General features: G+C 72.0%; 13 protein-coding genes. 10 read left to right on the forward strand and 3 right to left on the reverse strand.

Features of this window, described 5'->3' with window-relative positions:
• The first annotated feature begins 58 nt into the window (after positions 1–58).
• The 7 genes from AB0I16_RS31370 (at position 59) to AB0I16_RS31400 (ending at position 7,552) form a co-directional block, all read left to right on the forward strand.
• Positions 59–1,270, forward strand: coding sequence for an Ig-like domain-containing protein (locus AB0I16_RS31370; RefSeq protein ID WP_363253033.1), 1,212 nt, complete (start codon positions 59–61; stop codon positions 1,268–1,270).
• A gap of 218 nt (positions 1,271–1,488) precedes the next feature.
• Positions 1,489–2,733, forward strand: coding sequence for an Ig-like domain-containing protein (locus AB0I16_RS31375; RefSeq protein ID WP_363253034.1), 1,245 nt, complete (start codon positions 1,489–1,491; stop codon positions 2,731–2,733).
• 90 nt (positions 2,734–2,823) lie between these two features.
• Positions 2,824–3,591, forward strand: a complete 768-nt coding sequence (locus AB0I16_RS31380; protein ID WP_363253035.1) for an enoyl-CoA hydratase-related protein — start codon at positions 2,824–2,826, stop codon at positions 3,589–3,591.
• A 248-nt stretch (positions 3,592–3,839) separates the two neighbouring features.
• Positions 3,840–4,343: an ATP-binding protein gene (locus tag AB0I16_RS31385; RefSeq protein ID WP_363253044.1), complete on the forward strand. Its 504-nt coding sequence runs from the start codon at positions 3,840–3,842 to the stop codon at positions 4,341–4,343.
• A 401-nt stretch (positions 4,344–4,744) separates the two neighbouring features.
• Positions 4,745–5,635, forward strand: coding sequence for a polysaccharide deacetylase family protein (locus tag AB0I16_RS31390; protein WP_363253036.1), 891 nt, complete (start codon positions 4,745–4,747; stop codon positions 5,633–5,635).
• The gene (locus AB0I16_RS31395; protein WP_363253037.1) at positions 5,635–6,870 is read left to right on the forward strand and encodes a YncE family protein; all 1,236 of its coding nucleotides are present in this window, start codon (positions 5,635–5,637) and stop codon (positions 6,868–6,870) included. The genes AB0I16_RS31390 and AB0I16_RS31395 overlap by 1 nt, the downstream gene beginning before the upstream one ends.
• A gap of 130 nt (positions 6,871–7,000) precedes the next feature.
• Positions 7,001–7,552: a glycoside hydrolase family 25 protein gene (locus tag AB0I16_RS31400; RefSeq protein WP_363253038.1), complete on the forward strand. Its 552-nt coding sequence runs from the start codon at positions 7,001–7,003 to the stop codon at positions 7,550–7,552.
• 29 nt (positions 7,553–7,581) lie between these two features.
• Here AB0I16_RS31400 and AB0I16_RS31405 read toward each other — a convergent pair whose 3' ends face one another.
• Entirely contained in the window at positions 7,582–8,241 is a 660-nt protein-coding gene (locus AB0I16_RS31405; RefSeq protein WP_363253039.1) for an NAD(P)-binding domain-containing protein, read from the reverse strand.
• A gap of 50 nt (positions 8,242–8,291) precedes the next feature.
• Positions 8,292–9,290: a hypothetical protein gene (locus AB0I16_RS31410; protein WP_363253040.1), complete on the reverse strand. Its 999-nt coding sequence runs from the start codon at positions 9,288–9,290 to the stop codon at positions 8,292–8,294.
• 174 nt (positions 9,291–9,464) lie between these two features.
• On the opposite strand from AB0I16_RS31410, the gene AB0I16_RS31415 reads away from it, so the two are divergent.
• Positions 9,465–10,136: a MerR family transcriptional regulator gene (locus AB0I16_RS31415; RefSeq protein ID WP_363253041.1), complete on the forward strand. Its 672-nt coding sequence runs from the start codon at positions 9,465–9,467 to the stop codon at positions 10,134–10,136.
• A gap of 150 nt (positions 10,137–10,286) precedes the next feature.
• Here the strand turns inward: AB0I16_RS31415 and AB0I16_RS31420 are convergent, their stop codons facing one another.
• Entirely contained in the window at positions 10,287–10,979 is a 693-nt protein-coding gene (locus AB0I16_RS31420) for an FCD domain-containing protein (RefSeq protein WP_363253042.1), read from the reverse strand.
• Between the two features lie 333 nt (positions 10,980–11,312).
• On the opposite strand from AB0I16_RS31420, the gene leuA reads away from it, so the two are divergent.
• Both leuA and AB0I16_RS31430 read left to right on the forward strand, forming a co-directional pair.
• Positions 11,313–13,028, forward strand: a complete 1,716-nt coding sequence (leuA, locus tag AB0I16_RS31425; RefSeq protein ID WP_363253045.1) for a 2-isopropylmalate synthase — start codon at positions 11,313–11,315, stop codon at positions 13,026–13,028.
• Complete coding sequence (locus AB0I16_RS31430; RefSeq protein ID WP_363253043.1) at positions 13,025–13,846, forward strand: ATP-binding cassette domain-containing protein; 822 nt, start codon at positions 13,025–13,027, stop codon at positions 13,844–13,846. The genes leuA and AB0I16_RS31430 overlap by 4 nt, the downstream gene beginning before the upstream one ends.
• Positions 13,847–13,950: the final 104 nt, after the last annotated feature.

A 13,950-nucleotide genomic window follows, 5' to 3' on the forward strand; every position in this document is an offset into this window, starting at 1 on the left:
GCCCAGTGCGTGCGCCGCACTCACGTTTCCCCGGGCAGGGACGGTCGTTGGGACCCACGTGAGACAGAGTGCGAGGCGCGCACGGCGCGCAGGGGCCGTGCTGACGGCGGTACTGACATGGGCGGGCGTGCTGGCCGGGGCGACGTCCTGCTCCGGCGGCGACTTCGGTGAGGCCCTCGGCAAACCGCGCTCGCCCGCCGAGGTGATCCGCGTGACGCCCGACGACGGGAGCAAGGACGTCAAGCCGGACGAACGGCTCCGGGTGCGGGTGCCCAGCGGCCGTCTGGAGTCGGTGCGGGTGGTCCGGACGCAGGACGCGCAGAAGTTCGAGGTGCGGGGCCGCATCGCGGACGACGGCCTGACCTGGGAGCCGCTGGACCGGGGCCCGCTCGCGCTCGCCGCCTCGTACAAGGTCGACGCGGTCGCGCTGGACGCGCACGGCCGCCGCGCGGCCCGGCACACCACCTTCCGCACCCACGTCCCCGAGGAGCGTTTCATCGGGTACGTCACGCCGGAGAACCGCGCCACGGTCGGCACCGGCATGATCGTCTCCCTGGAGTTCAACCGCGAGGTGGTGAACCGCGAGGCCGTCCAGCGCGCCATCACGGTCACCTCCCGCCCGGCGGTCGACATCCGCCCGCACTGGTTCGGCGCCACCCGCGTGGACTTCCGCCCCGAGCGGTACTGGAAGCCCGGCACCGAGGTCACCGTCGACCTGGGCCTGCGCGACGTCGAGGCCGCCCCCGGCGTCTACGGCCTCCAGGACAAGAGCTTCACGTTCACCGTCGGCCGCAGCCAGCAGTCCCTGGTCGACGCCGCCGAGCACACCATGGAGGTACGCCGCGACGGCGAGCTCCTCTCCACCGTGCCGATCACCGCCGGCGCCCCGAAGACCACCACGTACAACGGGAAGATGGTGGTGACGGAGATGCTGGAGGTGACCCGCATGAACAGCCGCACCGTCGGCTTCGGCGGGGAGTACGACATCCCCGACGTGCCGCACGCCATCCGCCTGACCACGTCGGGCACGTTCCTGCACGGCAACTACTGGGCCCCCGACGCTCCCGGCAAGACGAACGTCAGCCACGGTTGCGTCGGTCTGCGCGATGTGAAGGGCGGCAGCTCACGGACGCCCGCGGGCTGGTTCTTCGACCGGACCCTCATCGGGGACGTCGTCGAGGTGATCAACAGCGATGACAAGAAAGTCGCTCCCGACAACGGCCTCGGGGGCTGGAACATGGCCTGGAAGGACTGGGTGAAGAGCAGCTGACCTCCCGGCGGCCTACCAGGTGGCCGCCGGGTGACCGGCGGAACACCACCTGCTGACGGAGGCCCGCGCGCACCCCTTGGCAGTTGGAACGGAACGGTGACATTGGCGGGGAGTCATCGCCCGGACCCGTGTGGTTATCTATCGCTTGCGCGTGTCTGAAACGCGCGGGTGCACTGGGGTGCGGGCCTGTATCCAGGCCGTGCGAGGGGAGACAGATCGTGAACGGGCGACCGATATCGGGGGCGTCGGTTGACGCGCGGCGGCGCGTACGACGGCGGGGCGCCAGGGGACTGACGGCGGTGCTCTCGGGAGCGGCACTGCTGATGGTCGCCGCGTGCGGGGGAGGCGGCTCGGACGCGGGCGGCGACGGCGACGCCAAGGGCAAGGCGGACAAGAACGCCCCCTCGGCGGCCGTGGTGACGATAGCCCCCGAGGACGGCGCGAAGTCGGTGGCGACCAGCGGCGCCCTGAAGATATCCGCGGACAAGGGCAAGCTCTCCGAGGTCAGGGTCGAGGACGGCAAGGGCAACCCCGTCCCCGGCAGGATGACCTCGGGCGGCAAGGGCTGGACCCCCGCCCACCACCTCGCGGCGGCCACCACGTACAAGGTCCACGCGGTCGCGAAGGACTCCGAGGGCCGGGCGTCCGCCAAGGACACCGCCTTCACGACGCTGACCCCGAAGAACACCTTCATCGGCCAGTTCACCCCGGAGGACGGCTCGAAGGTCGGCGTGGGAATGCCGTTCTCGATCAACTTCACCCGGGGCATCACCGATCCGGAGGCCGTCGAGAAGGCCATCCAGATCAAGACCGAGCCGTCCGTGCCGGTCGAGGGCCACTGGTTCGGCAACGACCGCCTCGACTTCCGCCCCGAGGAGTACTGGAAGGCCGGCACCAAGGTCACCGTCAAGCTCAACCTCGACGGCGTCGAGGGCCGCCCCGGCGTCTACGGCAAGCAGTCCAAGACCCTGAACTTCACCATCGGCCGCAGCCAGGTGTCCACCGTCGACGCCAAGACGCACCAGATGAAGGTCGTCCGCGACGGCAAGCAGATCAAGAAGATCCCGATCACCGCGGGCGCGCCCGGCACCACCACGTACAACGGCGAGATGGTCATCAGCGAGAAGCTGAAGGTGACCCGGATGAACGGCGAGACCGTCGGGTTCGGCGGCGAGTACGACATCAAGGACGTCCCGCACGCGATGCGCCTGTCCACCTCCGGCACGTTCATCCACGGCAACTACTGGTCGGGCGGTGCCTTCGGCAACACCAACGCCAGCCACGGCTGCATCGGCCTGAGCGACGTGCGCGGCGGCTACAGCAAGAAGACGCCCGCCGGCTGGTTCTTCGAGAACTCCCTCATCGGTGACGTCGTCGTGGTGAAGAACTCCGCCGACAAGAAGATCCAGCCCGAGAACGGCTACAACGGCTGGAACATGCCGTGGGAGGAGTGGAAGGCCTGACCCGGCCCGTCCGACGCCGTGTGAGGGGCCGGTGCACTGTGACCAAGTGCACCGGCCCCTTCGGCGTTGACCGGCGCTAACGTGCCGTACATGACTGCAACCCTCGAAGTCGCCGAAGGCGTCGGCACGATCCGGCTCGACCGCCCGCCCATGAACGCCCTGGACATCGCCACCCAGGACCGCCTGAAGGAACTCGCCGCCGAGGCCACGCGCCGCGACGACGTGCGCGCCGTGGTGATTCACGGCGGCGAGAAGGTGTTCGCCGCCGGCGCGGACATCAAGGAGATGCAGGACATGGACCACGCGGCCATGATCGCGCGCTCCGGGGCCCTGCAGGAGTCCTTCACCGCCGTGGCGCGCATCCCCAAGCCCGTCGTCGCCGCCGTCAACGGCTACGCCCTGGGCGGCGGCTGCGAGCTCGCGCTCTGCGCGGACTTCCGCATCGCGGCGGACAACGCCAAGCTCGGCCAGCCGGAGATCCTGCTCGGCCTCATCCCCGGCGCGGGCGGCACCCAGCGCCTGGCCCGCCTGGTCGGCCCGTCCAGGGCCAAGGACCTGATCTTCACCGGCCGCCAGGTCAAGGCGGCGGAGGCGCTCGCCATCGGCCTGGTGGACCGCGTCGTGCCCGCCGCGGAGGTCTACGAGCAGGCGCACGCCTGGGCGGCGCGGCTCGCCCGTGGCCCCGCCATCGCGCTGCGCGCCGCCAAGGAGTCCGTCGACGCGGGCCTGGAGACGGACATCGACACGGGCCTCGCGATCGAACGCACCTGGTTCGCGGGCCTGTTCGCCACCGAGGACCGGGAGCGGGGCATGCGCAGCTTCGTGGAGGAGGGTCCGGGCAAGGCGAAGTTCCTCTGACCGGTCATCGGCCAAAGTGGTACCCCGAAGGGGCGGTCTGCGCGGATTCGGCGAAAGCCCGCGTCCTCTGCGCCCGGTGCGGTATGTGATCACCCGGGCGCTGTGAGTCAGGGCAGGTCAGGGCCCCCTCGGGGGCCCTGACGCCGTAGCGGCATATGCCTGTCGCACCCTCCGGAACGGCTGGCTCCGGGGGGCCGATTCCGCCGGAACGCCCCCGGGGTCCGCACCGAGCGGCCATGATGGAGCACATGGCGGGGCTGGAGGGATACGAACGGCCACGGCGGCACGCCAGTGCGACCGCGGCGCGCTGGTCGCCGGCGGTGGAGGACGAACACGCCCTGAAGGCACTGGAGTTGTTCGGCAATCCCACCGACGCCGAGGTCCCGCTCCCCTCGCGCCCCGAGTCCGCCGCCATCGCGCGCCGCCTCGCCCAGGTCGTCGTCCTGCGCCACTGGGGGCTCTCCCCGAAGCTCACCGAGGACGTCGTCCTCCTCGTCTCCGAACTCGTCGGCAACGCCGTGCGGCACACCGGGGCCCGCGTCTTCGGGCTGCGGATGCAGCGGCGGCGCGGCTGGATCAGGGTCGAGGTCCGTGATCCGTCCCGCGGGCTGCCCTGTCTGATGCCGGTCCACGAGCTGGACCTGAGCGGCCGCGGCCTCTTCCTCGTCGACAAGCTCTCCGACCGGTGGGGCGTGGATCTGCTGCCGCGCGGCAAGACGACCTGGTTCGAGATGCGGGCCGCCGAGCGCTGACCCTGTCGGCCACACCTCCGGGATGCGCGAAAGCCCCCTGTGGCCGTGGTGCGGCTCCGCGGGGGCTTCCGTGAGGCGCCGTGGACGCAGGGGGTGTGTTCCACGACGGTTGGTGACGACCTGGGCCCGGGTCAATGGGGGTCGCGTCCCCGACTATGGCAGACAGGACCCCGCGAGCCAAAACGGCATAACCGGAAATATCGGGGCAGAGTGTCACAGTTTAAAGGTGAATCCTTGGTGAGATGGGACACCTGCCTGGTAAACGCTGGTCAATCGGGAGCTTTCGCGGGCGATAAGCAAGGCTTGGAGCTGGTGGGGCGGGTCGGCCGTCCGGGGGGTGCGCCATGCCCTGAACGGGGCAATCGGCATGATTCGGGTGATTGCCGTATTGAATGGACGGCGTGACGGAGCGTGTGACGCGGGGTGACGGCCCGGACGGCGAGGCCGGGCGCGGACGGCGGCGGGTCCTGCGGCTCGGCGGCGGCCTGGGCGCCGCCTGCGCGGGGGCGGTGCTGACCGGTGGTCTCACCGCGGGGTGCGCGGGCGGCGGTGCTGACAGGGGTGACGGCGGTGACAGGGGTGAGGGTGGAGACGGCGGTGACGGTGGTGCGGCCCGCGGCTCGGGCGGGCGTGACAGGCCCGCCGCGTCCCGGGCGCCGAGACCGGGCCCCGCGCCCCGCCGCTTCCCCGGGCTGCCCGCGCAGATCGCGCACGGGCCGCGCGACCGGCGCCAGGTGGCGCTGACCTTCCACGGCCAGGGCGACCCCGCCACGGCGAGGGCCCTGCTCGGCGCGGCGGAGAAGGCGGGGGCCAAGGTGACCGTGCTCGCGGTCGGCGGCTGGCTCGACGAGCACCCCGCGCTCGCGCGCCGCGTCCTCGACGGCGGCCACGACCTCGGCAACCACACCCTCCGGCACCTCGACATCAACGGCATGTCCGAAGCCGACGCCTACGCCGAGATCACCGGCTGCGCGGACCGCCTGCGGCGCCTCACCGGCTCCATCGGCACCTGGTTCCGCCCCTCGCGCGCCGAGCGGGCCTCTCCGCTCGTCGAACGCCTCGCCCGCCGCGCCGGCTACCCGCACGTCCTCTCGTACGACGTCGACTCCCTCGACTTCACCTCGCCCGGCGCCCCCGCCGTCACGCGGAACATCGCCGCGCGGGTCCGCGCGGGCTCCGTGGTGAGCCTGCACTTCGGGTACGCGGACACGGTCGCCGCGCTCCCCGCCGTCCTGCAAGAACTGGAACGCCGCGGCCTGCGCGCGGTCACGACCACGGAGCTGCTGAGCTGATGTCCCGTAAGAGACTGCCCCGTACGCGACTCGACCTGACCGGGCACGCGAGGCGCGCCGGACGCACCCGGCGCACCGCCGCCGTGTGCGCCGCCGGTGCCGTGCTGGTCGCGCTGGCCGGCTGCGGTTCGGGCTCCGCAGGGCGGGCGGACGAGGCCCTCGGCACCGAGGGCGTCCGCGAGCCGGCCGAGCCGAAGGCGTCCCCGGGGCTGCCCGGCATGCCACCGGTCCTCGATCCCGAGGACGTCTACGCCGCCGACCGGCCGAACGCCCTCCAGCCCGTGGCCAAGAAGTTCCTGTCCCGGGTCTACGTGCCCAACACCAACTCGAACACCGTCTCGGTCATCGACCCGAAGAAGTTCAAGGTCATCGAGACCATCAAGGTCGGCAACCAGCCCCAGCACGTCGTCCCCTCCTGGGACATGAAGACACTCTGGGTCAACAACGACCTCGGCGACACCCTCACCGCCATCGACCCCGTCACCGGCAGGACCGGCCGGACGGTCGAGGTCTCCGACCCGTACAACCTCTACTTCACCCCGAACGGCAGGCACGCCGTCGTCATGGCCTCCATGGACCGCGAACTCGTCTTCCGCGACCCGAAGACCATGGACCGCGTCAAGACCGTCCCCGTGAGCTGTGCGGGCGTCAACCACGCCGACTTCTCGATGGACGGCCGCTACTTCATCGTGTCCTGCGAGTTCTCCGGTGAGCTCCTCAAGGTCGACACGGAGAAGATGAAGGTCGTCGGGCAGCAGAAGATCCCCTTCGAGGGCGCCATGCCGCAGGACGTGAAACTGTCGCCGGACGGCAAGACCTTCTACATCGCCGACATGATGGCGCACGGCATGTGGGTCCTCGACGGCAAGAAGTTCTCGGCGCCGAAGCTGCTGCGCACCGGCAAGGGCTGCCACGGCCTGTACGTCAGCCGGGACTCCAAGGAGATGTACATCTCCAACCGGGGCGAGGGCACCGTCTCCGTCTTCGACTTCCCGAAGAACAGGCTCACCAAGAAGTGGAGGCTCCCGCAGGGCGGCAGCCCCGACATGGGCGGTGTCTCCGCCGACGGCAACACCCTGTGGCTCTCCGGCCGGTACGACTCCGAGGTGTACGCCATCGACACCCGCACCGGCGCCCAGGTGGCCCGCATCCCCGTCGGCAGCGGCCCGCACGGCCTCGCCGTCTACCCCCAGCCGGGCCGCTACTCGCTCGGGCACACGGGGATCTTCCGCTGAGGGGGATGCTCCAGACATGGACAGTTGACGGTTGAGCTATATCAACACCGGGCACCAAAGGGGCAGTTCAGGAAATTCTCGGCAGCCAGGAGTCCCGCTGCCGCACCCCCCACAGCCCCGGAGGCAGCCCATGCTGCGTGGCATCGACGTCAGCTCCCACCAGACCTCCTTCGACACGGACGGCCTCGCCTTCGTCATCATCAAGTCGACGGAGGGCCGTTCGTACGTCAACCCGAGACTGACCTCCCAGGTGAAGAGGGCCCGCGAGGGCGGCTGTGTCGTCGGCTTCTACCACTTCCTGTGGCCCGGGAACATCACCGCGCAGGCCGAGTACTTCGTGAGCAAGACGCCGGAGAAGTCCGGCGACCTGCTCGCGGCGGACTGGGAGTACACCAGCGACCGCTCGGCGGCGTCCAACAAGGAGAAGGACCGCTTCATCAAGGAGGTGAAGCGGCTGCGCCCCTCGCACCGGGTCCTGCTGTACACGAACCGCGACTTCTGGCTCAACCGCGACACCACGTCCTATGCGGGCGACGGCCTGTGGATCGCCGACTACGTCCGGGCGGGCAAGCCCCGCATCAAGGCGGAGTGGGCGATCCACCAGTACACGTCGTCACCCCTGGACAAGAACGTCGCCGACTTCGAGAGCGAGGACGCGCTGCGGGACTGGGCGAAGTCCTGACCCTCGGCCGCCGGGGCCGGGCACCGGCGTCAGGCGCGCCACTCGGGTGTGCGCTCCCGTGACGCCGCCGCCAGGGCCGCGCGGATCTCCTCGACGCCGCCCCTGTTGCCGTAGACGGGGGTGCCGGGCTGCTGGCGCCAGGACTCGTCCAGGCCGCCGTTGTCGACGGTGTCGAAGCCGAGCTCGTCGATGAGGTCCCGTAGGACCTTCTTGGCCGCCTCGTCGTCGCCGGAGACCGGCAGGGCCACGCGGCCGGCGGCACCGCGGGGGCGCGGCTCGTCCAGGATGTCCTGCGCGTACGTGCCGTTGAACGCCTTGACGACGGGGTGGCCGATCTGCCGCTCCGTCCAGCGGCTCTCGGTGAGGCCGTCCTCGATCTCGGCGATCCTGCCGTCGCGCTGCTGCGGGTAGTAGTTGCCGGTGTCGATGACCGCGACGCCGTCGGCGGCGCCGTCGAGGAAGCCCGCGGGCAGGTCGGGGACGGCCTTGAGCGGTACCGTCACGACGACGACCTGCGCGTCACGTGCGGCCTCCGCGGCGGGGACGGGCGTCGCGCCGGTCTCCTCGGCGAGGGCGGTGAGGGTGTGCGGGCCGCGGGAGTTCGCGACGGAGACGTCGTGCCCGAGGGCGGTGAGCCGCCGGGTGAGGTTGCCGCCGATGTTGCCCGCTCCGATGATGCCGATCTTCATGACTGCCCTTCCGGAGATCCATGGTGGTGGTAGCGGAGGTAACCTCCGGATCAGCCGCGGTATTCCGGGACAGTGGTGGAACTCTCGCGGTATCTCCGCGCGGGCGGCGGCGCCGGTGCGCGGGGGGTTCGTAGCGCGGCCCAGGTGCCGGTGGCCGCGGTGACGGTGATCAGGGCGGTGGCCGTCAGCGTGGCGCCGTCCGGGCGGAGCAGCGGCTGACCGCGCAGCGCCTGCCACGTGAGCAGGGCGAGGAGGGCCGCGTACGTGGCCGAGCCGACCAGGAGGAGCCGGAGCCGCACCCGCGCGTCGGCGAGGCGGACGAAGCGCGGCGCGAGAGCTGCGAGCGCCATGACGAGGAACGGCAGCAGTTGCAGGGCGTGCATGCCGAAGAAGTGCGGTATGCGCAGGTCGCCGCCGGTGGTCGACCAGCCGGTGAGCGGCATCGCGGGCCCGCCGTCTGCGACGCCCACGCTGTGCGCGCCGACCACGGGTGACTCGCCGCGCCGCTGGCCGGGGGCCGGCTGGGTCATCAGGAAGCCGAGGGCCGCTCCCGCCAGGGCGATGACGATCCCGCAGCGCATCGCCCAGGCCGAGGCCCGGTCGGTGAGCCGGGCGCGCAGCAGCAGGACGGCGATGGCGACGGTGGCGAGCCAGAGGACGACCACGGTGACGGCCATCGCGTCGAACAGCGCCTCGTCGAACGGGGTCTGGTGGTTGAAGTGGCTGCGCTTCCCGCGGATCACCTGGCCGGTGATGATCGCCATCTCGACGAGGCCGGCCGCGGCGACCACGGTCCCGGCCCACCAGGCCGCACCCCGTCCCGTACGCCGCTTCGTGCGCCGCCCGCGGTCGAGTACCGCCAGCATCCAGGCGAGCGAGAGCCCGTACGCGATGAACGAGACCGCGAACTTGAAGGGCTTGGCCCAGATCGGCGCGCCCACCAGGACCCGGTCGTCGACCAGGAGCCCCACGGCGGAGACGACGGCGACGACGGCCATGGCCGCGGAGAACAGGACGAGCGGTCGGTGCCATGAACGCCATAAGGACATGGGTTCCCCCTGGAGAGCATCAGTTGTCGAGCGGCTGGATCGGTGGCTGGACGGTTCGGTGGCGCGTCGGGGCCGCAAATGGATAGCGGCACTATCCGCTATCCGATAGCGCAACTATCTATGATGGGCCCGGGGTTGGCAAGGGAATCCGCCGCAGAGGAACGAGAACGAGCTGTGCGTATAGGCGAGTTGAGCCGCAGGACCGGCGTACCGGTGCCGACCATCAAGTACTACGTCCGTGAGGGGCTGCTCCCCGCGGGCGAACTGTCCAGCCCCAACCAGGCGCACTACGACGAGACCCACGAGCGCAGGCTCCGGCTGATCCGCGCGCTCCTCGAAGTGGGCGGTCTGAAGGTGGCGGCGATAGCGGAGGTGCTGGGCGCCATGGACGATCCCGGCCGCCCGCTGCACAAGGTGCTCGGCGCGGCGGCGGACCAGCTCGGTGCGGCGGGCGCGGTCGGCGACGACGCGGAGGCGGAGGCGGCCGGCGCCGTCGTCCAGCGGCTCATCGCGCGGCGCGGCTGGCACTCGCACGAAGGCGACCCGGCGGCCAGGGACCTCGCGCGGGCTCTTGCCGCGCTGAGCCGGGTCGGGCACGGGGCGTTCCTCGAACTGCTGGAGGAGTACGCCGACGCGGCGGAGGTCGTCGCCCGCGCGGACCTCGCCTACGTGGGCCGCCAGGGCCCGGTCGAGGAACTCGTGGAGAGCGTGGTGATCGGCACGGTGCTCGGCGAGGCGGTGTTCGGCGCGCTCCGCAGGCTGGCGCACGTGGACGCGTCGGCCCGGTTCTTCGGGAGGGTGGAGGGGCAGGCGGAGCCGGAGGGCGCCGGGGCGCGGGAGGCGTAGGCCGGGGCAGAGAACGTAGGCGGGGCGCAGGGGGACGCGGGCCGGGGCGCGGTGGGCCGCGGCCGGAACATCTCCTCGCGGAAGTAGTGAATGGCGCGCGCGGGGGCGCTCCGGCAGGTGGGGGAGCGCGGGGCGGTCGGCCGCGCGCCCTCAGCCCTGGTTCATCAAGAGGGCCAGGGTCGCCTGGAGTTCGTCCTGCGCCACGCGCGCGGCACCCTCGGCGTCCCTCGCCTCGACGGCCCGCACCAGTTCCGCGTGCGCGGCATCGCCGTGGTCCGCCTCCTCACGCCGTACGTCGATCAGTTCCAGCAGGTCGACCAGGCCCTGCCGCAGGGCCGGCATGAACTCGGCGAACAGGTCGTCGAGCACCGGGTTCCGCGCTGCGGCCACGACGGCGGCGTGCAGGGCGATGTCGGCGTCCACGAACGCCGCGTCGTCCTCGCCGCACGCCGCCCTGCGCCCGTCGAGCGCGGCCCGCATCGCCGTGATGTCGTCGTCGGTGCGCCGCAGCGCCGCGAGCCGGGCCGCCTGCACCTCGACGAGCATCCGCACCTCGTAGATGTCCGTGACGGCGGCCCGCCGCAGCCGGGCCGGCCAGTCCGCCACCGGTTCCGTGGCGGTGACGAAGACGCCCGCGCCCTGCCGTGCCCGCACGAGCCCGGCCCCGGCCAGGGCGCGCAGCGCCTCGCGGAGAGTGGACCGCCCCACCCCGAGCTCCTTGGCGAGCGTCGTCTCGCCGGGCAGCTTGGTCCCGACGGGCCAGTGCCCCCCGGTGATCTGCTCACGCAGCCGCGCGGCGGCCTGCTCGACGAGGGGACTGGGGCGTACGGAATCGAGCGGCATCGTTCTACAGCCTGTCTGAGGAGTACTTGTCTGAGGGGTACTTGTCTGGGGAGTGCTTGTCCGGGGGAACTTGTCTGAGGAGTACTTGTCTGAGGACCTGAGGTGTGACTACTGTACCCCCATGATCTTCCGCGGTCTCCTTCTCCTCGGCTGCCGCGGCGGGGCCTGAAGCGACCGGCACCCCGCCGCGGGTAGCCGTGCTGCCGGTCTCTCCCGACCGAGCCCAGGAGCAGACCTCCCGTGACCGCACTCCCCGCGCCTCCCACACCCCCCGCATCCCCCGTGCCCCCCGCACTCCCCACCCACAACTGGAACCCCCAGCGCCCCGGCCCCATGCCGTACCGCCGGTACCGCCCCTACCAGGACCGCGTCGACGTGCCGGCGAGCGCCGGAGGCAGGAGCTGGCCGAGTGCCCGGATCGAGCGGGCCCCCCTCTGGGTGCCCGTCGACCTGCGCGACGGGAACCAGGCGCTCGCCGAGCCGATGGACACCGGCCGCAAGCGGCGGTTCTTCGATCTGCTGGTCTCGATGGGGTTCAAGGAGATCGAGGTCGGCTATCCGTCGGCCAGCAGGACCGACTTCGACTTCGTACGGCGTCTGGCCGCGATGAGTGCCGGGGGCGGGCTGCCCGACGACGTCACCGTCGTCGTCTTCACCCCCGCCAGGCGCGAGCTCATCGACCGCACCTTCGCGTCCGTCGAGGGGCTGCCCCGCGCCGTCGTGCACCTCTACATCCCCACCTCGCCGACCTGGCGCGACACCGTGCTCGGGCGGTCGCGGGAGGAGGTGTACCGCGTCGTCGAGGAGGCCGCCGCGCACATGGCGAGGCTGGCGGACGCGCGGCCGGGGGCGGACATCAGGTTCCAGTTCGCACCGGAGACGTTCAACCTGACCGAGCCCGACTACGTCCTCGACGTCTGCAACGGCCTGACTGAGCTGTGGGACGCGAGCCCCGACCGGCCCGTCACGCACAACCTGCCCGCGACGGTCGAGATCGCGACGCCGAACGTGTACGCCGACCAGATCGAGTACATGCACCGGAACCTCGCCCGCCGCGGCTCGGTCATCCTCTCGGTCCACCCCCACAACGACCGCGGTACCGGCGTCGCCTGCGCCGAGCTGGCCGTGCTCGCCGGGGCCCAGCGCGTCGAGGGCTGCCTCTTCGGCAACGGCGAGCGGACGGGCAACGTGGACCTGGTGACGCTCGCCCTGAACCTGTACGCGCAGGGCGTCGACCCCATGGTCGACCTCTCCGACATCGACGCCGTCCGCGAGGTCGTCGAGCACTGCAACCGCCTGCCCGTGCACCCCCGCCACCCCTACGCCGGCGACCTCGTCCACACCGCGTTCTCCGGCACCCACCAGGACGCCATCAGCAAGGGCTTCGCGCACCACGCCCGCCGGGCCGCCGAGCTGGGCGTACCGGAGAGCGAGGCGCCCTGGGACGTGCCGTACCTGCCGATCGACCCCGCGGACATCGGCCGCACCTACGAGGCCGTGATCCGCGTCAACTCCCAGTCCGGCAAGGGCGGCGTGGCGTACCTCCTCAAGGCCCGGTACGGCCTGGACCTGCCGCGCGACATGCGCCCCGACTTCTCCCGCGTGGTGCAGGAGGCCACCGACGACAGCGGGCAGGAGGCGACGGCGAAGGAGCTGTACGAGCTGTTCCGCGCGACGTACGTGGCGCCCGGCAGGGACGGCGAGGTGACCCTGTACTCCTGGACCACGGACCGGGCCCCGGACGGCGCGCACCGCTTCGTCTGCACCCTGGGCGTGGGCGAAGGGGCGGCGGGCGACTTCGAGGGCGTGGGCAACGGACCGCTGTCCGCCTTCGCCGACGCCCTCGCCGCCGCGGGTGTCGCCGTCGACATCGTCGACTACGCCGAGCACGCGGTGGGCAGGGGCGGCGCGAGCGAGGCCGCCGCGTACGCGCGCTGCCGGGTCGGGGGCGCCGAGCACTGGGGCGCGGGCCTGGACACCTCGGTCCTGACCGCCTCCGTGCAGGCCGTGCTCGCCGCGGTGAACCGGGCGGAGGCCGTCCGCCGATGACCGCCGCACCCCCCGGAGCCACACCCGACCCCGCCGCCGCCCCCGTCCTGCGGGCCGACCGCGTCACCGTCGTCAGGGACGGCCGCCCGATCCTGGAGGACGTCGGCCTCACCGTCCGCCCCGGCGAACACTGGGCGCTGCTCGGTGCCAACGGCGCGGGCAAGTCCACCCTGCTCAGCCTCTGCGGCGCCGTCACCCACCCCACCCACGGCACGGTGGAGGTCCTCGGCCGCCGCCTCGGCAGCGTGGACCTCCGCGAGCTGCGGGCCTACGTCGGACACGTCAACCCGCGGCATCCGCTGCGCTCGCCGCTGCGGGTGCGCGACGTCGTGCTGACCGGGCTCACCAACAGCACCGAGCCGGTGCCGCGGTGGCGCCCCACGCCGGAACAGGAGGAGCGGGCCGACCACCTGATCGCCCTGCTCGGCCTCGGCCACCGCGAGGACGCGCGCTGGCCGACGCTCTCCCAGGGCGAGCGCGGACGCACCCTCATCGCGCGCTCCCTGATGCCGAGCCCCCGCCTGGTCCTGCTCGACGAGCCGGCCACCGGCCTCGACCTGGCGGGGCGCGAACGCCTCCTCGACAGTCTGGACACCCTGCGCGAGGCGCACCCGGAGCTGGCCACGGTCCTGGTCACGCACCACCTGGAGGAGCTGCCCGCGGGGACGACGCACGCGCTGCTCCTGCGCGACGGCCGCGCGCTGGTCTCCGGCACGGTCGACGACGTACTGACCGGCGACCAGATCAGCAAGTGCTTCGACCACCCCGTGCGCCTGGAGCGCAGGGACGGCCGCTGGAGCGTGCGCACGCACCGGTAGCGGACGCGCGCCCGCTAGGCGTCGATGCGCGAGCGGTCCATCGTCGCCGCCGAGCTGGTGATGAACTCCTTGCGGGGCGCCACGTCGTTGCCCATCAGGAGGTC

Source organism: Streptomyces sp. NPDC050703 (assembly GCF_040654435.1).
GTDB lineage: Bacteria > Actinomycetota > Actinomycetes > Streptomycetales > Streptomycetaceae > Streptomyces.